This is a genomic window from Pseudomonas sp. 30_B, assembly GCF_017491605.1.
Lineage (GTDB): Bacteria > Pseudomonadota > Gammaproteobacteria > Pseudomonadales > Pseudomonadaceae > Pseudomonas.
Window position 1 is genome coordinate 18,787 of the sequence record NZ_JAFGYY010000007.1, and the last position, 19,660, is coordinate 38,446.

A 19,660-nucleotide genomic window follows, 5' to 3' on the forward strand; every position below is an offset into this window, starting at 1 on the left:
AGACCTGCGAAACGAAAGGGGTAACGCCCCGGCTATCCGGAAACGATGGCTACTTCTTGCGCAGCCAGTAGCGATAGACGCCTGCTTCGACCTCTTCATGCAGCAAGGAGTGCCCGGCGAGGTCGGCAAAAGCGCGGAAGTCCCGCTGCGACCCGGCGTCGGTGGCAATCACCTTGAGCACCGCTCCGCTGGGAAGGCGATTCAGCTCGAGCTTGGCCTTGAGCAGGGGCAACGGACAATTGAGACCGCTGGCATCCAGCTCCGCGTCACAGTCGGGGATGGGCGGTGTGGAATCAGACATCGAAACGAACTCCGGCAATGGCGCTCAAGAATACCGAAAGCATTGGAAAAGTAACCAGGCCGGCGACACCGGTCGCCCCGCCTGGAGCTGTCAGCCTCGCGGCTGCGCGCGCGGACAGTGCGGAAAACCCCGAGTTCGATTTGCGCAGCAGTCGCGCCTGGGAACCTAGGCATTGGCAACAGCGTGCGGCTAAAGTAGAGCCTTTCTCGGAACGAGCCTCTTGTACATGAAAGTACTGCGCCCTGCCCTGCTCACCATCGCCTGTGCTCTCGCAGCACCCGCGATGTCGGACGATCTGCCATCCCTGGGCGACGCCAGCTCGTCCATCGTATCCCCGGAGCAGGAGTTCCAGCTCGGCCGCGCCTGGCTGAGCATGCTGCGCAGCCAGGTCGATACGCTCAACGACCCGCAACTCAAGGACTACGTCGAATCCACCGTGTACCGCCTGGCCGAATCCAGCGAACTGCAGGATCACCGCCTGGCATTCATCCTCATCCGCGACAAGCAGATCAACGCCTTCGCCGCCCCCGGCGGTGTCGTGGGCGTCAACGGCGGCCTGTTCCTCTATGCCCAGAGCGAAGGTGAGTACATCGCTGTACTGGCCCACGAACTGGGTCACCTGAGTCAACGCCACTTCGCCCGCGGCATCGAGGCCCAGCAACGCATGCAGTTGCCGGTGATGGCGGCCATGCTGGCCGGTATCGTCGCGGCCGCGGCCGGTGCCGGCGATGCCGGTATCGCCGCCATCGCCTCGACCCAGGCAGCGGCGATCCAGAACCAGCTGCGCTTCTCCCGGCAGAACGAACAGGAAGCCGACCGGGTCGGCGTGACCACCATGGTCCGTGCCGGCTATGACCCGCGCTCCATGCCCAACATGTTCGAGCGCCTCGCCCGTCAGTATCGCTACGAGGGCAAGCCGCCAGAATTCCTGCTGACCCACCCGGTCACCGACTCGCGTATCGCCGACACTCGCAACCGTGCCGAGCAATACCCCAAGGGCGGCAAGGAAGACACCCTGCGCTACGAACTGATGCGCGCCCGTGTCCAGCAGATGTTCGAGGACACTCCGGGCATGGCCAGCAAGCAGTTCCGCGCGGAGCTCGATGAAGACCCGAAGAACGATGCCGCGCGCTATGGCCTGGCCCTTTCGCAGACCCGGATCGGCCAGCTCAACGAAGCACGCAGCGGCCTCCAGCAACTGCTGGCCAAGGCGCCCAACGACATCAGCTACAACCTGGCGATGGTCGACGTGGACATCACCGCCAACAAGCTGCCTGACGCCCAGGCCCGGGTTCAGAAGATGCTCGGCCAATACCCGGACAGCTACCCGCTGATCCAGGCCCAGGCTGACCTGATGATGAAGACCAACCGCGCCGCCGACGCTGAGAAGGTCCTGTTCAAGCTGTCGCAGAAGCGGCCGCTGGACCCGGATGTCTGGAGCCGACTGGCCGATGCCTGCACCCTCAGCGGCAACGCGATCGGTGTGTACCAGGCTCGCGCGGAGTTCTACGCGCTGACCGGCGACTACAAGCACGCGATCGAGCAACTGGACTTCGCCAAGCGCCGCGCGGGGGGCAACTTCACCCTGGCCGCGCGCCTGGATGCCCGCCAGCAGGAGTTCCGCGATCAGGAGCAGCTGCTGAAGCAGATGATGGGCCGATAAATTTTTAGGAGCGAGCTTGCTCGCGAACGGCTCACCGGCAGCGCAGGAGCTGGGCAGGTTCTCGAGCAAGCTCGCTCCTACGAAAATCACATCGGTAGAAACGAAAAAGGCCCGGCATCAAGCCGGGCCTTTTCCATTTCAGCGCACTGGATCAGGCGTTGCCCGCCACCTTCAGCCTGGCGGCCTGGGTGAAATCGAGCATGCGCTTGAGCGGCTTGATGGCCTTGGGGATCAGCGCCGGGTCGACGAAGATTTCGCCACTGCCCTCCTTCAGGCAGGCCAGAGTGCGCTCCAGGGTGTTCATGGCCATCCACGGGCAATGCGCACAGCTGCGGCACGCCGCGCCGTTACCGGCGGTAGGGGCTTCGATGAATTCCTTGTCCGGGCACAGCTGCTGCATCTTGTAGAAGATGCCGCGGTCGGTGGCGACGATGAAGCGCTTGTTCGGCATCGTCTGCGCCGCCTTGATCAGCTGGCTGGTGGAGCCCACCGCATCGGCCAGTTCGACCACGGCTTCCGGCGACTCCGGGTGCACCAGGATCGCGGCGTCCGGATAGACCGCCTTGAGATCTTCCAGCTGCTTGGCTTTGAACTCTTCGTGGACGATGCACGCGCCGTCCCAGAGCAGCATGTCCGCACCGGTTTCGCGCTGGATGTAGCGCCCCAGGTGCTGGTCCGGCGCCCAGAGGATCGGCTCGCCGTTGTCCATCAGGTGCTCGACGATTTCCACCGCGCAGCTGGAGGTCACCACCCAGTCCGCACGCGCCTTTACCGCCGCCGAGGTGTTCGCATAGACCACCACGGTGCGTTCCGGATGCTGGTCGCAGAACGCCGAGAACTCATCCACCGGACAACCCAGGTCCAGCGAGCAGGTCGCTTCCAGTGTGGGCATCAGCACGCGCTTTTCCGGGTTGAGGATCTTCGCGGTTTCACCCATGAAACGAACACCGGCCACCACCACGGTCTGCGCCGGATGCTGGTTGCCGAAGCGGGCCATTTCCAGCGAATCGGACACACAGCCGCCGGTTTCCTCGGCCAGCGCCTGGATCACCGGGTCGCAATAGTAATGCGCGACCAGCACGGCGTTCTGAGCTTTCAGCTCGGCAGCGATGGCCGCACGGTACTCGGCCTCTTCCTGCGCGCTCAGCACCCGCGGCTGCTTGGCAGCGAGGTGTGCCTGAACCAGCAGGCGTTCGGAAATCTGGGACATCGTGTGGAAACCTCTACAGGCGCGGTTCTGATTATGCCGACGATTTTATCACCACCGCCCTGCGGACGACGCGCTGTCGGCGGCCGCACGGCGGACTTTTTCCGGCGCATAGCAAAAGCCCCGTGACCTTTCGATCACGGGGCTTTTGCAGGATATGCTGGTGGGTCGTGTAGGATTCGAACCTACGACCAATTGGTTAAAAGCCAACTGCTCTACCGACTGAGCTAACGACCCGGCGTGGTGCGTATAATACTGATTTCTAACGTAAAAACAACACCCCGAGAAAACTTTTTTCAGAAATATCGCGTCGGGTCGGAAATCCCGGCCGCGCGGAAGCCGTCAGCACGCAGCCTACAGCTGTCGCACTTGCCGCACGCGCGCCCGTCATCGTCCGCCTGATAGCAGGAAACGGTCAGGCTGTAGTCCACGCCCTGGGCCATGCCCGCCTGGACGATCTGCGCCTTGGAAAGGAACTGCAGCGGCGCCTGGATGTGGAATCCTTCGCCCTCCACACCGGCCTTGGTGGCGAGGTTGGCCATGCGCTCGAACGCCTCGACGAACTCCGGCCGGCAATCCGGGTAGCCGGAGTAATCCACGGCGTTCACGCCGATGAAGATGTCCCGCGCACCCAGCACCTCTGCCCAGCCCAGGGCCAGCGAGAGGAACACGGTATTGCGCGCTGGCACGTAGGTCACCGGGATACCTTCGCTAGGCGCTTCCGGCACATCGATGCTGCTGTCGGTCAGGGCCGAACCGCCAATGCCGTTCAGGTTCAGGCCGATCACCTTGTGCTCGATGACGCCCAGTTGGCGCGCCACACGCTCGGCCGCCTGAAGTTCGGCGCGATGGCGCTGGCCATAGTCGAAGCTCATGGTGTAGCAGTCGTAGCCTTCTGCCTTGGCCAGTGCGACCACGGTGGCGGAGTCCAGGCCACCGGAGAGCAGGATCACGGCTTTCTTGTCGCTCATGGTTTTCTCAACGCTCATAAATCAGGTCCCTCCGCGCTCAGTGGCCCGGCTCGTCGTTCCAGAGAATCTTGTGCAGCTGCAGTTGTAGGCGCACCGGCAGGTTGTCGCTGACGATCCAGTCGGCCAGCGCCCGCGCTTCTACCTGACGATGACTGGGCGAGAACAGCACCTCGCCGGCGCGCTCTTCCAGGCGGTACTCGATCAGCTTGGAGACCGCCCAGTCGTAATCCTCGCGGGAACAGATGACGAACTTGACCTGGTCGTTGGGCGTCAGCTCCCCGATATTCTCGTAGCGGTTGCGCGCCACTTCACCTGAGCCCGGAGTCTTCAGGTCCAGCACACGACTGACGCGGCGATCGGCGGCAGAGATATCCAGCGCGCCGCTGGTTTCCAGCGACACGTCGTAGCCGGCGTCACAGAGACGCTGCAGCAGCGGGATGCAGTTGGGCTGGGCCAAAGGTTCGCCACCGGTGACGCAGACATAGCGAGGCATGTAGGCGGCGACGCGTTCGAGGATGGCGTCGAGGGACTGGACTTCGCCGCCGCTGAAAGCGTAGGCGGTATCGCAGTACTGGCAGCGCAGGGGACAGCCGGTCAGGCGTACGAACACTGTCGGCAAGCCGGCGGTGCGCGTTTCCCCCTGCAACGAGTAGAAAATCTCGGTGATTCGCAGAGTCTGTTGCATATCAGCCACGGGCGTGACGGCGATACAGGCCATCCGCCTCCGTTGCGTTGGAGTCAGGAGCGCGACGAGCACGCTCGGCATAAACGGGGCACCGTAGACATCAGCCGAGCTGAAACCACTGGCATTTCCCGAGGGGTGGGAATTCTAACGAAAAAGCCCGCGACAAGCGCGGGCTTTTCGGAAGCTTCAGACAGAACCTTACTTGAGGTTCTTCAGGTCACGCTGGGCCAGTTGTGCAGCGGAGCTACCCGGGTATTGGGCAATCACCTGTTGCAGGATGCCACGAGCCTTGTCGGCGTTGCCCAGGCGGCGCTCTACGTCGGCGAGCTTGTACAGCGAATCGGGCACCTTGGCACTGCTCGGGTAGGCCTGGCTGACGCGGGCGAAGGCCTGGCCGGCGCCCTGCAGGTCGCCCTTAGCGAGGTTCACTTCACCCAGCCAGTATTGCGCGTTGCCAGCGTACTGGCTGTTCGGGTATTTGCGCAGGAAGGCGCCGAAGGCCTGGCTGGCCTTGTCGAAGTCCTTGGCCTTGATCAGGTCGAAGGCGGCGTCGTAGTAAAGCTTTTCTTTTGCCGGGTCACCCGGCTCGTTGCTGGCAGCGGCAGCAGGCGGCTGCTGTTGTGCAGCAGCGGCTGCGCCGGCACCTGCGGCAGCGCCGGCACCGACGCCGGCAGCGGAGGAATTCTGTTGAGCAGCACCGGCAGCACCGGCACCCGCGCCGCTGGAGATGCGGCTGTCGAGGTCCTGGTAACGCTCCAGGTTTTCCTGCTTCATCTGTTGGATCTGGTTCTGCTGCTCTTCGAGCATGCCGCGCAGACGGGACATTTCGTCCTGCATCTGCTGCAGCTGCATGAACAGCTGAGCCTGTCCGGAGACGGGCTGACTAGTCATCCCGCCTCCGGCATAGGCGCCCTCAGCGCCTGCGGTGCCATACCCCGAGGGCGGCTGGCTGGCGTAACCGCCACCATTGCCGTCCTGTACCGGAACCGCGGCCGCCGCCATCAGGGGCAGGCCGCATACGATCAAGGTCAGAAAACGCAGGCGCATCGGCATCACGTCTTACTTCTTCAGCTCAACGCGACGGTTCTGGGCCCAGGACTGCTCGTCGTGGCCAGTGGCAACCGGACGCTCTTTACCGTAGGAAACCAGTTCCAGCTGAGCCGGGGAAACGCCCTGCAGTACCAGGTAGCGCTGAACGGCCTTGGCACGACGCTCGCCCAGGGCCATGTTGTATTCGCGGGTACCGCGCTCGTCAGTGTGGCCTTCCAGGACTACGCGCTGGCCGGAACCTTTCAGGTCCTTGGCGTGTACGTCCAGGGCACGCATGGCTTCCGGCTTCAGGTCGGAGCTGTCGTACTCGAAGTAGAAGGTGGTGATAGCGCGCAGAGCGGCTTCGTCGCTCAGGGAGCCGTCAACGGCACCGCTGTTGGCGCCGTAGCCAGCGTTCGGGTCAACGCCGCCATTGGCGCCTTCACCAGTAGCATCGCCTTTCTTGGACGAACAGCCGACGGCAACAGCCATGGCGAGGGCGATAACGGCAAACTTGCCGAATTTCAGCATTTCCATCATGTAACTCCTAATGAACCCCAGTGTATAAGTTTGAAACAGTTGGCAACCGTCAGTTCAGGTAAGGGGACCAGGAAGGCTCGCGCACATCGCCTTGAGCGGTGGGAATTGGCAACCGAACGCGTCCATTGATGCTGACGAGCATCAGCACGCCCCGGTCCTGCTGGCGGGTGGCGTATATTAGCATCGTGCCATTGGGCGCAACAGTGGGCGAGTCGTCCAGCGTGGTGTTGGAGAGCACGCGCAGATTGCCGCGCTGAAGGTCCTGGGCCGCGATCTGGAAGTTGGTGAAACCGTCCTGGCGGTGAACCATTACCAGGGTTTTCTCATCCGCGGAAAGTTTCGGGTTGGCGTTGTAGTTGCCAATGAAAGTCACACGGTCGGTGGCGCCGGAGTTCACGTTCATCTTGTAGATCTGCGGCTTGCCGCCACGGTCCGACGTGAAGTACAGGGTCGAGCCATCGGCACCCCAGAAGGGTTCGGTGTCGATCGCCTGGTTGTTGGTCAGGCGACGCAGCTGGCGGCTGCCCAGGTCCATCACGTAGATCTCCGGGTTGCCATCGCGCGACAGCACGAAGGCCAGGCGGTTGCCGTCCGGCGAGAAGGCCGGGGCACCGTTGAGGCCCTCGAAGTTGGAGATCTGCTCGCGGCGACCGGTGTCGACGTACTGCATGAAGATGCGCGGACGCTTCTGCTCGAAGGAGACATAGGCGATACGGCGGCCATCGGGCGAGAAACGCGGCGACAGGATCGGCTCGCGGGACTGCAGCAGGGTCACCGGGCGTGCGCCGTCATAGTCGGAACGCTGCAGGGTGTAGCGGGTGTTGTCCACGGAGAAGCGCTCGGCAGTCACGTAGAGCAGCTTGGTGGAGAACGCGCCCTTGATGCCGGTGAGCTTCTCGAAGGACTGGTCGGCAATGTAGTGCGACATGTCGCGCAGCTGGTCAGTGGTGCCGCCCACGCTGCCGGTCAGGACCTGCTGCTGGGTGGCCACGTTGAGCAGGGCATACTGGATCTGCAGACGACCGCCGGCCGGCACGATGCTGCCGACCAGGACGTACTGCGCGCCAAGGGCCTGCCAGTCGCGGTAGATCACTTCGCTGGCCTGGGCCGGCTGGCTGATCATGTTCTGGCGCGGGATCGGCTCGAAGTAACCGGAGTTGCGCAGGTCGTTGCCGATGATGCTGGACATGTCCTCGGGCAGGACGTTGCCGCCTTGCCAGCCGAACGGAACCACGGCAATCGGGACGGCCGAATCGCGACCGCTGGAAATCACCAGCGGGTCGGCGGCCTGCGCCGCGCCAGCCACCAGGGCCAGGGCGAACAGCGCGAAGCGAATCAGGGTACTCACAGACTTAAATCCTCCGGTTTGAAGACCATACGACGCTGACGATACAGGCTATCGAAAGTGGCACGATCCAATTTTTGCAGATCGGGAACTCGCCCTACATTTCGGACCGCGGCCACGGCCGAGTCATCGAAAGGTTTGTCACCGCTGGAGCGGGTCACGCTCACATTGGTGATGGTCCCGTCCGGCAGCATCTGAATCAGCACTTCTACGCTCATTCCGTTACGAGCCGAAGGTGGGCGGTTCCACTGCTGACTGACCAGGCTCACGATCAGGTCATCGTAGTTGCCCGCCACCTCGTTACCTTGCTCGTCAGCCAAGGCCTGTTGTCGCTGCGTATCGTCCGACAGCAACTCGGCCAGCGCCTGGGCCTTCTTGTCTTCCTGCGCCTTGCGGGCCGCAGCCGCAGCCGCCTTCTTCCTGGCCTCCGCCACCGCGGCGGCCTTCTTCTTGGCCTCTTCGGCAGCGGCCTTCTTCTTCGCGTCCTCGGCAGCCTTTTTCTTGGCCTCTTCCGCCGCTTTCTTCTTGGCCTCGTCAGCCGCCTGTTTCTTGGCTTCTTCCTCGGCCTTCTTCTTGGCGATATCAGCCTGCTGCTTCTCGGCAGCCGCCTTCGCCTCAGCCTCTTTCTTGGCCGCGGCGGCATCGGCGGCCTTCTTGGCCTCCTCCGCCTTCTTGGCTTCGGCCTCTTTCTTGGCCTCTGCCTCTTTGGCTTCTTTCTTCGCCTCAGCCGCCTTTTGAGCTACCTCGGCCTTCTTTTGTTCCTCGGCCTTGGCTTCGGCGATGGCCTGCTGCTCGGCTTTCTTCTGCTCGAGCTGCTCCTGCTCGTACTGCTTCGCCGAAGTCTTCTTGGCTTCGCCGGCAATCTTCTGGTTGGTCTGCTGGGTCGCCTGGCTCTTGGATTTCAGCTGGTACAGGGTGGCCTGAACGATCGGCCGCGAAGGCGGCAGTTCAGGCGTCATGGCCCAGCTGACGAAGAGCATGGCGAAGATCAGGACGTGCAGAGCTACGGCCAGAACGATCGGCCAGAAGTAGCTTTCCGAAGGAGAGCGCTCGAGCTGGTGCATCAAGTCCCCGGCGCCTCGGTAATCAGACCGACGTTGCCAACCCCGGCTTTCTGCAGGCCGCCCATGACGGCCATGACCGAACCATAGTCGACTGCCTTGTCGCCGCGGACGAAGACCTGGACTTTCTTACCCTGGCGACCATTCTCGGCCAGGATGCCGGTGGCGGCACTAACCAGTTGGTCGAGGGAGACGGCAGTCTGGCTGCCCTTGCCCTGGTCCGGATTGACCTCGGAACCCATGTTCCAGTAGTAGGTCTTGTCGGCCTTGATGGAGATAGTGAGGACACGCGAATCGTTGTCCTGCGGCAGCGCCTCACTGGAAACCTTGGGCAGGTCGACCTTGACCCCCTGGTTGAGCATCGGCGCGGTCACCATGAAAATGACAAGCAGCACCAACATCACGTCGATGTAGGGCACCACGTTCATTTCGGCGACCGGCTTGCGCTTGTGACGAACCCTTGCCATATCGGCTTACCTCTTACGTCGTCTTCAGTCGTCGCTGGTGTGCACTTTGCGGTGCAGGATGGCCTGGAACTCGTCGGCGAAGGTGTAGTAGCGGCCAATGAGCATTTCCGAGCGAGCGGAGAAGCGGTTGTAGGCGATGACCGCGGGGATGGCCGCGAACAGGCCGATGGCGGTGGCGATCAGCGCTTCGGCGATACCCGGCGCCACGGTGGCGAGGGTAGCCTGCTGTACGGCGGCGAGGCCACGGAAGGAGTTCATGATGCCCCACACGGTGCCGAACAGACCGATGTACGGGCTGGTGGAACCGACGGTGGCGAGGAACGGAAGACTGGTTTCCAGCTTCTCTTCCTCACGGGAAATGGCGACGCGCATGGCGCGGGCGACACCTTCCATCACCGCATCCGGATCGACGCCGGCCTGCTGACGCAGACGGGAGAATTCCTTGAAACCGGCACGGAAGATCTGCTCGACGCCCGAATCCGGGTCGGGGTTGCTGCCAGCCTGGCGGTAGAGCTTGGACAGGTCGATGCCCGACCAGAAGCGCTCTTCGAAGGTTTCCAGTGCCTTCTTGGCCGAGCGCATCATGTTGCTACGCTGGAAAATCATGATCCACGAAGTGACCGAGGCGGCCACCAGGGTCAGCATGACCAGCTGCACCACGATGCTGGCGTTACTGATCAAGCTCCACATCGAGGTATGATCGACGACGTTCGGTTCCACGTTAATCTCCTGCTGAAAGGGTGTCCGGACTGCCGGCAAATGCCGCGCGCAACACATCTGGGATAGCGCGGGGCTTCAGGTTGTCCGCCCGCACGCACGCCACCAGGAATCGCCCCTCGCAGAGCAAGGTCGAATCCGACGCCCGCCGAACCTGTTGACGAAACTTCAGGCTCGCGCGGTTCAACTCCTCGACCTCGGCGCTGACGAGCAGCTCGTCATCCAGGCGGGCCGGCGCGTGATAGCGCGCTTCTGCCGAATGAACGACGAAAAGCAGGTTCTCTCCCGCCAGCTGCGACTGGGCAAAGCCCAGGTCACGCAGCCGCTCGGTACGAGCCCGCTCCATGAACTTGAGGTAGTTGACGTAGTAGACGATGCCGCCGGCATCGGTGTCTTCGTAATAGACCCGAAACCGCTGCTGGAACGGCTGATCCCCGTGTTGCGCGCGCATACTTTAGAACCAAGTAGAGGCTTTGCCAATCGGCAATCGCCCGCAAATGCTATTAATTACCATCTTCAGGGGCGAACAGATCCGGTGTCGCCCCCTCCCCCATCCGCTTCGGCACATTCAGGCCGAAATGCAGGTATGCATGCCGGGTCACTACACGTCCCCGGGGTGTGCGCATGATATAGCCTTGCTGGATCAGATAGGGCTCCAGCACGTCTTCAATCGTGTGTCTTTCTTCGCTGATCGCCGCCGCCAGGTTGTCGATGCCCACCGGACCACCGTCGAACTTGTCGATCATGGTCAACAGCAGGCGGCGATCCTGATGATCGAAGCCACGCTCGTCAACATCCAGCAGGTTCAGCGCCTTGTCGGCGATGTCGCTGCTGATGTGCCCGGTGCCACGCACCTCGGCGAAGTCCCGCACCCGGCGCAGCAGGCGGTTGGCGATCCGCGGCGTACCGCGTGCGCGACGGGCGATCTCATAGGCACCCGCAGGCTCGATCTCGAGACCGAGAATCCCTGCCGAGCGTGCGACGATGCTGGACAGGTCGTCCACACCGTAGAACTCGAGGCGTTGGACGATGCCGAAGCGGTCGCGCAACGGGTTGGTCAACATGCCGGCGCGAGTGGTCGCACCGACCAGGGTGAACGGCGGCAGGTCGAGCTTGATGGAACGCGCCGCCGGGCCTTCGCCGATCATGATGTCCAGCTGGAAGTCTTCCATGGCCGGGTACAGCACTTCTTCGACGATGGGCGACAGGCGATGGATCTCGTCGACGAACAGCACGTCGTTGGGCTCGAGATTGGTGAGAATTGCCGCCAGGTCGCCGGGGCGCTCCAGCACCGGGCCGGAAGTGCTCTTGATCGAAACCCCCATCTCCTGGGCGATGATGTTCGCCAGGGTAGTCTTGCCCAGGCCGGGCGGGCCGAAGATCAGCGTGTGATCGAGGGCTTCCTGACGCCCGCGGGCCGCCTGGATGAACAGCTCCATCTGCTCGCGCACCACCGGCTGGCCGACATAGTCCGCCAGCTTGAGCGGGCGGATAGCACGGTCGAACTGCTCTTCGCGGTCGCGACTGGAAGCTGAGGAAATCAGGCGATCGGCTTCGATCATCAATGTCTACCTAGACCATGCCTTTCAATGAGCGGCGGATGAGTTCTTCGCTGGACAAACCTTCTTCCTGTACGGCGGCCACGGCGCGGCTCGCTTCCTGAGGCTTGAAGCCCAGGGCAATCAGCGCGCTGACGGCATCGGATTCGGCGCTTGAGACTGCGGCGACCAACTTGGGTTCCACCACCAGCGGTGCGATCGAGGGAATATTTTCCCAGGCCTTGAAACGATCCTTGAGCTCGACCAGCAGGCGCTCGGCGGTCTTCTTGCCCACTCCCGGAATCTTCACCAGGGTGGAAGTATCCTGCGCCTGGACGCAGCGTACCAGTTCGTCGACTTCCAGACCCGACATCAGTGCAAGGGCAAGTTTCGGCCCCACCCCGTTGAGGCGAATCAGCTCGCGGAACAGCTCACGCTCGCGCTTCTCGGCGAAGCCGTAGAGCAGATGAGCATCCTCACGCACCACCAGGTGCGTATGCAGCGTCACCGGCTCGCCCAGGCTCGGCAGGCGATACAGCGTGGTCATCGGCACTTCGAGTTCGTAGCCCACCCCGTTCACGTCGACGATCAGGTGCGGCGGCTGTTTCTCCGCCAGGGTACCGCGCAGGCGTCCAATCACAGATAAGTGTCCTTAATCTCTAGCTTCAGAATCACAGGCGCAGACGGCCGCCACGACGACGGGCGCCTACCAGGCCATGCGGTACCAGGCTCTGCCGGGTGTGCGCATGGCACAGGGCGATGGCCAGGGCGTCGGAGGCGTCGATCTGCGGTTTCTGCGTAAGCTTCAGCAGATGCATGACCATCATCTGGACCTGCTGCTTGTCCGCGCCGCCAGTACCGGCAATGGCCTGCTTGACCTGGCTGGCGGTGTACTCGGCGATCTGCAGCCCCTCTTCCGCCGCCGCAACGATGGCTGCGCCGCGCGCCTGCCCCAGCTTCAGCGCCGAGTCGGCGTTGCGCGCCATGAACACCTGCTCGATGCCCATCATGGTCGGCTGGTAGGTCTGGATGACCTCGCGCACTCCGCGAAAGACGATCTGCAGGCGCTCGAACAGCTCGCCGTTGCCGGTACGGATGCAGCCCGACGCCACGTATTCGCAGCCGCGGCCGGTGTCGCGCACCACGCCGAAGCCGGTAATCCGTGAGCCTGGGTCGATGCCGAGAATCAGGGTCATGTCCGTCCGATCAAACCTTGTCCGTAACGCGGACTTCAAAACAAAAACCGGAAGCGGGAGGCGCCGCTGACGACCACTCCCGCTTCCGGCTTCAGAACATCGCCGGCGGTGGGATCAGCCCAGCTGGGCCATCACCTCGTCCGGAATGTCCGCATTGGAGTAGACGTTCTGCACGTCATCCAGGTCTTCGAGCATGTCGATCAGCTTGAGGACCTTCTGCGCGGTCTCCAGGTCCAGGGTCGCAGTGGTCGACGGGATCATGGTGATCTCGGCTTCCTCGCCCTTGAAGCCGGCTTCGGTCAGCGCTTCGTTGACCGAGATGAAGTCGGCGAAGGTGGTGAAGACGTCGATGGAACCATCGTCGTTGACCACCACGTCGTCGGCACCGGCTTCCAGCGCGGCATCCATCAGGGCTTCTTCGTTCACGCCCGGCGCATAGCTGATCTGGCCCTTGCGCTCGAACATGTAGGCCACCGAACCATCGGTACCCAGGTTGCCGCCGCACTTGCTGAAGGCATGGCGCACTTCAGCCGCGGTGCGGTTGCGGTTGTCGGTCATGGCTTCAACGATGATCGCCACGCCGCTGGGCGCGTAACCTTCGTAGGTCAGCTCGGCCATGTTGTCCGCTTCGCTGGAACCCACGCCGCGCTGAATGGCGCGATCGATGGTGTCACGGGTCATGTTCGCGGTCAGCGCCTTGTCCACGGCCAGGCGCAGACGCGGGTTGTCCGCCGGCACCCCGCCTCCCTGCTTGGCGGCAACGGTCAGCTCACGAATGAGCTTGGTGAATATCTTGCCCTTCTTGGCGTCCTGACGTTCCTTGCGGTGCTTGATGTTGGCCCATTTGGAATGACCAGCCATAACTCACTCCGTATCGCATGTTTGCTTCGCAGGCGGCGCCCGGTTGACGGGCGCCGCTGCAATCTGAATCGACTTACTCAGCGGCCTTCTGCTGCTCGCGCAGGCGGATGTGCAGCTCGCGCAGCGCCTTACCGTCCACGGTGCCCGGAGCCTGGGTCATGACGTCGCCGGCGCTCTGGGTTTTCGGGAAGGCGATGACTTCGCGGATCGAAGCCGCGCCGGTCATCAGCATGACCAGACGGTCCAGGCCGAAGGCCAGGCCACCGTGCGGCGGTGCGCCGTACTTGAGGGCATCGAGGAGGAAGCCGAACTTCTCTTCCTGCTCCGCATCATCGATGCCCAGCACGCGGAAGACCGCCTGCTGCATGGCCTTGTCGTGGATACGGATGGAACCGCCGCCCAGCTCGGTGCCGTTGAGCACCATGTCGTAGGCACGGGACAGTTTGCCGGCCGGGTTAGCCTCCAGCTCTTCCGGGGTGCACTTGGGCGCGGTGAACGGGTGGTGCAGCGAGGTCAGGCTGCCGTCATCGTTCTCTTCGAACATCGGGAAGTCCACGACCCACATCGGCGCCCACTCCTTGGTGAGCAGGTTGAGGTCATGGCCGACCTTGATGCGCAGCGCACCCAGGGCATCGCAAACGATCTTGGCCTTGTCGGCGCCGAAGAACACGATGTCGCCGTCGACTGCGCCGACGCGATCGAGGATCACATTCAGGTTCGGCTCGGCGATGTTCTTCACGATCGGCGACTGCAGACCTTCCACGCCCTTGGCGCGTTCGTTGACCTTGATGTAGGCCAGGCCCTTGGCGCCGTAGATGCCGACGAACTTGGTATAGTCGTCGATCTGCTTGCGCGGCATGCTCGCACCGCCCGGAACGCGCAGGGCTGCAACGCGGCCCTTCGGATCGTTGGCCGGGCCGGAGAAGACCTTGAACTCGACGTCCTTCAGCTGATCGGCCACGTCGACCAGTTCCAGCGGGATACGCAGGTCAGGCTTGTCCGAACCGTAGCGGCGCATGGCCTCTTCGAACGGCATGTGCGGGAATTCGTCGAACTCGACGTTCAGCACTTCCTTGAACAGCTGGCGCACCATCTTCTCGGTGATCTCGATGATGTCGCTTTCTTCGAGGAAGCTGGTCTCGATGTCGATCTGGGTGAATTCCGGCTGGCGGTCGGCACGCAGGTCTTCGTCGCGGAAGCACTTGGCGATCTGGTAGTAACGGTCGAAGCCGGCGACCATCAGCAGTTGCTTGAACAGCTGGGGCGACTGCGGCAGGGCGAAGAAGTGGCCCGGGTAGGTGCGGCTCGGCACCAGGTAGTCACGCGCGCCTTCCGGAGTCGGGCGGCCGAGGATCGGGGTTTCCACGTCGAGGAAGCCATTGTCGTCCAGGTAGCGGCGGATGCTGCTGGTGATGCGCGCGCGCAGCTTCAGCTTGGCGGCCATCTCCGGGCGACGCAGGTCGATGAAGCGGTAGCGCAGGCGGGTTTCCTCGCCCACATCGGAGTATTCGTCCAGCGGGAACGGTGGGGTCTCGGCCTGGTTCAGCACTTCCAGCTCGTGGCCCAGGACCTCGATGGCGCCGGAAGCCATGTTGGCGTTGCGTGCGCCTTCGGGGCGCAGGCGCACCTTGCCGGTGATCTTCACCACATATTCGCTACGCACGCGGTCGGCCTTGGCGAAGGTCTCGACGCGATCCGGGTCGAACACCACCTGGGCCAGACCTTCACGGTCACGCACGTCGAGGAAGATCACCCCGCCGTGGTCGCGGCGACGGTGTACCCAACCGCAAAGAGTGACTACCTGGCCGTCCAGGCTCTCGTTCAACTGGCCGCAATAGTGGCTGCGCATCATGGTGTGTTTCGCTTCTCGAAAGTCTTGAATTCTAGGGAACCGCTCATTCGCTGGCGGAGCAGCCGCCACCACCGCAACCGGTGGCCGGACAGGCCGCTGGGGCATCGCCGGAGGCCAGGTTCTTCTTCGCCCCGGTCTTGAAGTCGGTCTCGTACCAACCGCTGCCGCCCAGGCGGAAGCCCGGAGCCGACAACATCTTCTTCAATACGGGAGCCTTGCAGGCCGGACAATCGACCAACGGCGCATCGCTGATCTTCTGCAGCGATTCCAGCTGATGCGCGCAGGACTGGCACTGGTACTCGTAAATCGGCATGGGGCACCTTGACTGATCACACTGCCACGGGCCCGCGTCCCGCGGCAAAGACGCGGATTATAGCCTGAAAAATCCGCAGGTTGCAGCCAGGTACCGGCAGCCGCCGCCAGGGCGCACGGATTCGCCGAACAGTATCCTGCCGCCATCGCCAAAGGCCAGTCACGACTACTAGCGCAGGGGCAGAGGCAGGAGTCCATGGTCCGTACCGCCCGCAATCTTTCCCCTGGCGATCAAGGCCAACGACGCCCCACCCCACCGCCGACCTGCTCACCCAGCGTATTCAGGCTCACGACAAGTCCACCCGGATGCTCAGCAGCCCGCTCGATGACTGATCCTCCTTATAGATAGAAGGAAGCCCATCCGCAGGCGGACCTTGCTCCTCCCGGAATGACCTAAGCGGTTGATTTGTGAAGGCAAGTGGTTTGCTGTTAAATAACCGCCGTGCGTACACGCATAGGCCGCCCGGCACGCTTTCATTTTCTTATCTGGCGTCGCATCAAGGGACGGCTGCTTCTTCGTTACCCGCTCAAGGTGAATCCGTAGCCATGTTGAAAGTCGTCCATCTCCTGACGGGCGTCGCAGCACTCTTGCTGTCGTTCGTCCCCAGTCTGCGCAACGATGCCCTGCCCTACCTACAACAAAGCGATGCCATCTACCTTGCCCTGCTCGGCCTGACCAGCCTGCTGCTCGCTCCCGGCAGCAACCTCAAGCAGCCCGCCGCACTGCAAAGCCTGTCGACTGCCCTGATGGTTCTGGCCGTCGTGCTGCAAATGCTGATCCTGCTCGCTCCACTGCCTTTCATCGGCGAGCAGCCGGCCATCCTGCTGCCACTGCTGAGCCTGGCCGCCGCGGTCATCCTGCAGTGGGCCGCCAGCCTGAGCAAACCCGGGGCTTCTACGCCCACCGCGCCGATCACCGACGAGAACCGCGAAACCGGCACCGTGAAGTGGTTCAACACCTCCAAGGGCTTCGGCTTCATTTCCCGCGACACCGGGGAAGACATCTTCGTGCACTTCCGCGCTATCCGCGGCGAAGGCCACCGCATCCTGATCGAAGGACAGCGAGTGGAGTTCTCCGTCGTCCAGCGTGACAAGGGACTGCAGGCCGAGGATGTGATCGCGGCCCTGCCCAACCGTCGCTGAACGCTGCAACAGAACCGCTGAAGGCTCCAATAAAAAGCCCGCCGATTGGCGGGCTTTTTATTGGCTCGGCTCTCCAGCCTCAGTAATGCGGTGGCGGCGCCTCATCCTCCGCGACACCCACCTGCCCCTGCAAATCCTCCAGACGCTTGATCAACGCCTGCATCTGCAGTCGCAGCCGCTCGATCACCCGTTCCTGCTCATAGACCACGTCGCTCAAGGTCTGCAGCGCATCATCCTGGAACGCCAACCGACTCTCCAGGTCGGCAACCCGATCTTCCAGCTCCATCACACTCACTCCTGCGCGAAACGGAACTCATCGCCCAGCGCCATGCGCAGCTTTTCGCGCAGGCGAGCGAGCTCCTCGACATTGTAAGGCACCGCCGGATGACGCCCCCAGACAGGCCCCGGCCAGGCGGCGTCGCTGCGACGGCGAACGATCACATGCACGTGCAGCTGACTGACGACGTTACCGAGATTGGCAACGTTCATCTTGTCGGCACAAAAGGTGTCCTTGAGGGTCTCGGCCAGCTGCGTGGCCTCCCTCCAGAGTTGCTGCTGATCATCGGGATCGAGCTGGAACAACTCACTGACATCCTCACGACGGGGCACCAGGATGAACCACGGATACTGCGAGTCATTCATCAGCAGCAGACTGCTCAATGGAAAATCCCCCACCGCGACGGTGTCCTGCTTGAGGCGGGAATCCAGGACGAACATAACGACCTCTCCTGTTCGACGAACGCATTGATAAGACTAGCCCCGCCAGGGGCCGAAGGGCGCGAAGGATACTAGAGCGCCCCGCCAGCGAATACGCCCGCCGCACCTGCATGGCGCGAAACGTTGCCCGGCAGGCCCCAGCACCGTGCAGAGCGCAAATGCGACAGATTCCGACAACAGGCCGCCGGAAGGGAACCGCCAGCCAATAGCACTGAAAAGCCTCGAAAAATCGTTAAACCAACGATCACGACACAATTCTGAAAACGACTCCACCGCATGCTGTTTATTGCAAATCGGCCAAGGAAGCCGTGAAATGCGTCATCGCGTCGCAAGCCCGGCGACGCACGGCAATCGGCGGGGCAATTGTGCACGCTTGTTGCTAGCCGAAGGACAAGGGGCAAGGACATCGACGCCGCGCCAAGCCAAAGGCAGCGCGACGAAGGGAACCCGAAAGTGGTCAATGGAGAACGAACCACGTTGGCTGACGCAATCCAGAACATGCTGCGAATCGGGGGGAGCAATCTCTTTTTGCAACATGGAATCTACCTGAATGCGACATGTTGCATGCAGGTTTGCGACAGCCCTGTAAAGTTTTCGCGTGTTTATTTAGGCAACTATCGCCAAGAGAACACGCGTGCTATAAGTTAGCGCCGACAAAAAGAATGAGCCGTCACCGCGGCACTGTGATGGCAGATAATTTCAAAACCAAAGGAGCAATCACAATGAAAGTGATGAAGTGGAGCGCCATCGCCCTGGCGGTATCTGCAGGCACCACGCAACTGGCAATGGCCGAGCCCTTCGTAGGCAATCAGGCTGACGCCAAAGGCTTTGTCGAAGACAGCAGCCTGAACTTCCTGGTTCGCAACTACTACTTCAATCGCAACAAGACTGATGGTGCTCGCGACGCCCGCGACTGGACCCAGGGCTTCTGGGCCAACTACAACTCCGGCTTCACTCAGGGCGTTGTTGGCTTCGGCGTTGATGCCTTCGGCTACCTGGGCCTGAAACTCGACGGCGGCAGCGGCTACGGCGGCACCGGCAACCTGCCGGTTCATTCCGATGGCGAGAAAGCCGACGACTTCGGCAAAGCCGGCGGCGCCGTCAAGGTCCGCATCTCCAAGACCGAGCTGAAAGCCGGTGACATGCAGCCCACCGCCCCGGTATTCGCCGTAGGCGGCACCCGCCTGCTGCCGCAAACCGCCAGCGGTATCGCGCTGATGAGCAGCGAAATCGACGGCCTGGATCTGGAAGGCGGTCACTACTACTCCGGTACCGGCCAGGACACCACCAACCGTGACGGCGAAATCTGGTCGCAATACGGTGGCGTTACCGCCAACTCCGCTGACTTCGTCGGTGGCAAGTACCAGTTCAACGACCAGTTCAGCGCACAGCTGTACGGCGCCCAGGTCGAAGACCTGTGGGACCAGTACTACGTCAACCTGAACTACACCCTGCCGATCGCCGACGACCAGTCCCTGGGCTTCGACGTCAACTACTACAACACCCGCGACTCGGGCTCGTCCAAGCTGGGTGACATTAGCAACAACACCTACTCGCTGGCCGCCGCCTACTCCTTCCTGCAGGCGCACACCCTGACCCTGGCCTTCCAGAAGGTGAACGGCAACACTCCGTTCGACTACATCGGCATCGGCGACAACAACGCTGGCGGCGACTCGATCTTCCTCGCCAACTCCATCCAGTACTCCGACTTCAACGGTCCGGGTGAAAAATCCTGGCAGGCTCGCTACGACCTGAACATGAAAGAGTACGGCGTACCTGGCCTGACCTTCATGACCCGTTACGTTCACGGTGACGACATCGACGGCACCAAGATCGACCCGACCAGCCCGTACGCTGCCTATGGCTATGGCGAAGACGGCAAGCACCACGAAACCAACGTCGAGGCCAAGTACGTAGTACAGGCCGGTCCGGCGAAGGATCTGTCCTTCCGTGCTCGTCAGTCCTGGCACCGCGCCAATACCGATCAGGCCGAAGGCGATATCGACGAGTTCCGTCTGATCATCGACTACCCGCTGTCCGTTCTGTAATACAGAG

The 19,660-nt window shown here is 62.5% G+C and carries 22 protein-coding genes, 1 tRNA gene and 1 pseudogene; 4 read left to right on the forward strand and 20 right to left on the reverse strand.

Features of this window, described 5'->3' with window-relative positions; genetic code table 11:
* Window positions 1-49: 49 nt before the first annotated feature.
* Window positions 50-301, reverse strand: a complete 252-nt coding sequence (locus J5M67_RS09335; protein WP_207885021.1) for a sulfurtransferase TusA family protein — start codon at window positions 299-301, stop codon at window positions 50-52.
* Between the two features lie 226 nt (window positions 302-527).
* Here J5M67_RS09335 and J5M67_RS09340 point away from each other — a divergent pair, with 226 nt between their 5' ends.
* On the forward strand, window positions 528-1,964 hold the full coding sequence (locus tag J5M67_RS09340; protein WP_207885022.1) for a M48 family metalloprotease: 1,437 nt from the start codon (window positions 528-530) through the stop codon (window positions 1,962-1,964).
* Window positions 1,965-2,115: 151 nt separating this feature from the next.
* On the opposite strand, the gene nadA is transcribed toward J5M67_RS09340, so the two are convergent.
* The 17 genes from nadA to J5M67_RS09425 form a co-directional block, all read right to left on the reverse strand.
* Entirely contained in the window at window positions 2,116-3,174 is a 1,059-nt protein-coding gene (nadA, locus tag J5M67_RS09345; RefSeq protein WP_207885023.1) for a quinolinate synthase NadA, read from the reverse strand.
* A gap of 158 nt (window positions 3,175-3,332) precedes the next feature.
* Window positions 3,333-3,408: transfer RNA gene (locus J5M67_RS09350), tRNA-Lys, on the reverse strand.
* A 59-nt stretch (window positions 3,409-3,467) separates the two neighbouring features.
* On the reverse strand, window positions 3,468-4,142 hold the full coding sequence (queC, locus tag J5M67_RS09355; protein WP_207885276.1) for a 7-cyano-7-deazaguanine synthase QueC: 675 nt from the start codon (window positions 4,140-4,142) through the stop codon (window positions 3,468-3,470).
* 37 nt (window positions 4,143-4,179) lie between these two features.
* Complete coding sequence (queE, locus tag J5M67_RS09360; protein WP_207885024.1) at window positions 4,180-4,827, reverse strand: 7-carboxy-7-deazaguanine synthase QueE; 648 nt, start codon at window positions 4,825-4,827, stop codon at window positions 4,180-4,182.
* A gap of 198 nt (window positions 4,828-5,025) precedes the next feature.
* Window positions 5,026-5,880 carry a tol-pal system protein YbgF gene (gene ybgF, locus J5M67_RS09365; RefSeq protein ID WP_207885025.1) on the reverse strand — a complete coding sequence of 285 codons (855 nt, stop codon included), beginning with the start codon at window positions 5,878-5,880 and terminating at the stop codon, window positions 5,026-5,028.
* A gap of 6 nt (window positions 5,881-5,886) precedes the next feature.
* A complete protein-coding gene (gene pal, locus J5M67_RS09370) occupies window positions 5,887-6,393 on the reverse strand; it encodes a peptidoglycan-associated lipoprotein Pal (protein ID WP_017522099.1) in 507 nt (168 codons plus the stop codon).
* Window positions 6,394-6,445: 52 nt separating this feature from the next.
* Window positions 6,446-7,744 (reverse strand): Tol-Pal system beta propeller repeat protein TolB, encoded by a 1,299-nt coding sequence (gene tolB, locus J5M67_RS09375; protein ID WP_207885026.1) that lies wholly within the window; start codon window positions 7,742-7,744, stop codon window positions 6,446-6,448.
* Entirely contained in the window at window positions 7,741-8,808 is a 1,068-nt protein-coding gene (tolA, locus tag J5M67_RS09380) for a cell envelope integrity protein TolA (RefSeq protein ID WP_207885027.1), read from the reverse strand. The genes tolB and tolA overlap by 4 nt, the downstream gene beginning before the upstream one ends.
* Window positions 8,805-9,269 carry a protein TolR gene (tolR, locus tag J5M67_RS09385; protein WP_207885028.1) on the reverse strand — a complete coding sequence of 155 codons (465 nt, stop codon included), beginning with the start codon at window positions 9,267-9,269 and terminating at the stop codon, window positions 8,805-8,807. Before tolR ends, tolA begins: the two co-directional genes overlap by 4 nt.
* Before the next feature lie 24 nt (window positions 9,270-9,293).
* Window positions 9,294-9,989 carry a protein TolQ gene (tolQ, locus tag J5M67_RS09390; protein WP_207885029.1) on the reverse strand — a complete coding sequence of 232 codons (696 nt, stop codon included), beginning with the start codon at window positions 9,987-9,989 and terminating at the stop codon, window positions 9,294-9,296.
* A gap of 1 nt (window position 9,990) precedes the next feature.
* Window positions 9,991-10,437: a tol-pal system-associated acyl-CoA thioesterase gene (gene ybgC, locus J5M67_RS09395; RefSeq protein ID WP_152221570.1), complete on the reverse strand. Its 447-nt coding sequence runs from the start codon at window positions 10,435-10,437 to the stop codon at window positions 9,991-9,993.
* Window positions 10,438-10,489: 52 nt separating this feature from the next.
* Complete coding sequence (gene ruvB / locus J5M67_RS09400) at window positions 10,490-11,548, reverse strand: Holliday junction branch migration DNA helicase RuvB (RefSeq protein ID WP_207885030.1); 1,059 nt, start codon at window positions 11,546-11,548, stop codon at window positions 10,490-10,492.
* A 10-nt stretch (window positions 11,549-11,558) separates the two neighbouring features.
* Window positions 11,559-12,164 (reverse strand): Holliday junction branch migration protein RuvA, encoded by a 606-nt coding sequence (gene ruvA / locus J5M67_RS09405; protein ID WP_184589721.1) that lies wholly within the window; start codon window positions 12,162-12,164, stop codon window positions 11,559-11,561.
* A gap of 31 nt (window positions 12,165-12,195) precedes the next feature.
* The gene (gene ruvC, locus J5M67_RS09410; RefSeq protein WP_207885031.1) at window positions 12,196-12,720 is read right to left on the reverse strand and encodes a crossover junction endodeoxyribonuclease RuvC; all 525 of its coding nucleotides are present in this window, start codon (window positions 12,718-12,720) and stop codon (window positions 12,196-12,198) included.
* A 114-nt stretch (window positions 12,721-12,834) separates the two neighbouring features.
* Entirely contained in the window at window positions 12,835-13,581 is a 747-nt protein-coding gene (locus J5M67_RS09415; RefSeq protein WP_207885032.1) for a YebC/PmpR family DNA-binding transcriptional regulator, read from the reverse strand.
* 73 nt (window positions 13,582-13,654) lie between these two features.
* On the reverse strand, window positions 13,655-15,433 hold the full coding sequence (aspS, locus tag J5M67_RS09420; RefSeq protein ID WP_207885033.1) for an aspartate--tRNA ligase: 1,779 nt from the start codon (window positions 15,431-15,433) through the stop codon (window positions 13,655-13,657).
* Between the two features lie 43 nt (window positions 15,434-15,476).
* Window positions 15,477-15,746, reverse strand: coding sequence for an FmdB family zinc ribbon protein (locus J5M67_RS09425; RefSeq protein ID WP_207885034.1), 270 nt, complete (start codon window positions 15,744-15,746; stop codon window positions 15,477-15,479).
* 545 nt (window positions 15,747-16,291) lie between these two features.
* On the opposite strand from J5M67_RS09425, the pseudogene J5M67_RS29745 reads away from it, so the two are divergent.
* Window positions 16,292-16,603, forward strand: a pseudogene (locus J5M67_RS29745) (cold shock domain-containing protein membrane protein); the annotation flags it as partial.
* 54 nt (window positions 16,604-16,657) lie between these two features.
* A complete protein-coding gene (locus J5M67_RS09430; RefSeq protein ID WP_207885277.1) occupies window positions 16,658-16,888 on the forward strand; it encodes a cold-shock protein in 231 nt (76 codons plus the stop codon).
* A 79-nt stretch (window positions 16,889-16,967) separates the two neighbouring features.
* Here the strand turns inward: J5M67_RS09430 and J5M67_RS09435 are convergent, their stop codons facing one another.
* Window positions 16,968-17,174 carry a SlyX family protein gene (locus tag J5M67_RS09435; protein ID WP_207885035.1) on the reverse strand — a complete coding sequence of 69 codons (207 nt, stop codon included), beginning with the start codon at window positions 17,172-17,174 and terminating at the stop codon, window positions 16,968-16,970.
* Between the two features lie 5 nt (window positions 17,175-17,179).
* Window positions 17,180-17,605: an HIT domain-containing protein gene (locus J5M67_RS09440; RefSeq protein ID WP_207885036.1), complete on the reverse strand. Its 426-nt coding sequence runs from the start codon at window positions 17,603-17,605 to the stop codon at window positions 17,180-17,182.
* 722 nt (window positions 17,606-18,327) lie between these two features.
* On the opposite strand from J5M67_RS09440, the gene J5M67_RS09445 reads away from it, so the two are divergent.
* Entirely contained in the window at window positions 18,328-19,653 is a 1,326-nt protein-coding gene (locus tag J5M67_RS09445; RefSeq protein ID WP_207885037.1) for an OprD family porin, read from the forward strand.
* Window positions 19,654-19,660 lie beyond the last annotated feature (7 nt).

Coding starts and splice junctions, on each gene's coding strand:
- J5M67_RS09335 (WP_207885021.1), bottom strand. CDS start 301: ATGTCTGATTCCACACCGCCCATCCCCGACTGTGACGCGGAGCTGGAT.
- J5M67_RS09340 (WP_207885022.1), top strand. CDS start 528: ATGAAAGTACTGCGCCCTGCCCTGCTCACCATCGCCTGTGCTCTCGCA.
- nadA (WP_207885023.1), bottom strand. CDS start 3,174: ATGTCCCAGATTTCCGAACGCCTGCTGGTTCAGGCACACCTCGCTGCC.
- queC (WP_207885276.1), bottom strand. CDS start 4,142: ATGAGCGACAAGAAAGCCGTGATCCTGCTCTCCGGTGGCCTGGACTCC.
- queE (WP_207885024.1), bottom strand. CDS start 4,827: ATGCAACAGACTCTGCGAATCACCGAGATTTTCTACTCGTTGCAGGGG.
- ybgF (WP_207885025.1), bottom strand. CDS start 5,880: ATGCCGATGCGCCTGCGTTTTCTGACCTTGATCGTATGCGGCCTGCCC.
- pal (WP_017522099.1), bottom strand. CDS start 6,393: ATGGAAATGCTGAAATTCGGCAAGTTTGCCGTTATCGCCCTCGCCATG.
- tolR (WP_207885028.1), bottom strand. CDS start 9,269: ATGGCAAGGGTTCGTCACAAGCGCAAGCCGGTCGCCGAAATGAACGTG.
- ybgC (WP_152221570.1), bottom strand. CDS start 10,437: ATGCGCGCGCAACACGGGGATCAGCCGTTCCAGCAGCGGTTTCGGGTC.
- ruvB (WP_207885030.1), bottom strand. CDS start 11,548: ATGATCGAAGCCGATCGCCTGATTTCCTCAGCTTCCAGTCGCGACCGC.
- ruvC (WP_207885031.1), bottom strand. CDS start 12,720: ATGACCCTGATTCTCGGCATCGACCCAGGCTCACGGATTACCGGCTTC.
- J5M67_RS09415 (WP_207885032.1), bottom strand. CDS start 13,581: ATGGCTGGTCATTCCAAATGGGCCAACATCAAGCACCGCAAGGAACGT.
- aspS (WP_207885033.1), bottom strand. CDS start 15,433: ATGATGCGCAGCCACTATTGCGGCCAGTTGAACGAGAGCCTGGACGGC.
- J5M67_RS09425 (WP_207885034.1), bottom strand. CDS start 15,746: ATGCCGATTTACGAGTACCAGTGCCAGTCCTGCGCGCATCAGCTGGAA.
- J5M67_RS09435 (WP_207885035.1), bottom strand. CDS start 17,174: ATGGAGCTGGAAGATCGGGTTGCCGACCTGGAGAGTCGGTTGGCGTTC.
- J5M67_RS09440 (WP_207885036.1), bottom strand. CDS start 17,605: ATGTTCGTCCTGGATTCCCGCCTCAAGCAGGACACCGTCGCGGTGGGG.
- J5M67_RS09445 (WP_207885037.1), top strand. CDS start 18,328: ATGAAAGTGATGAAGTGGAGCGCCATCGCCCTGGCGGTATCTGCAGGC.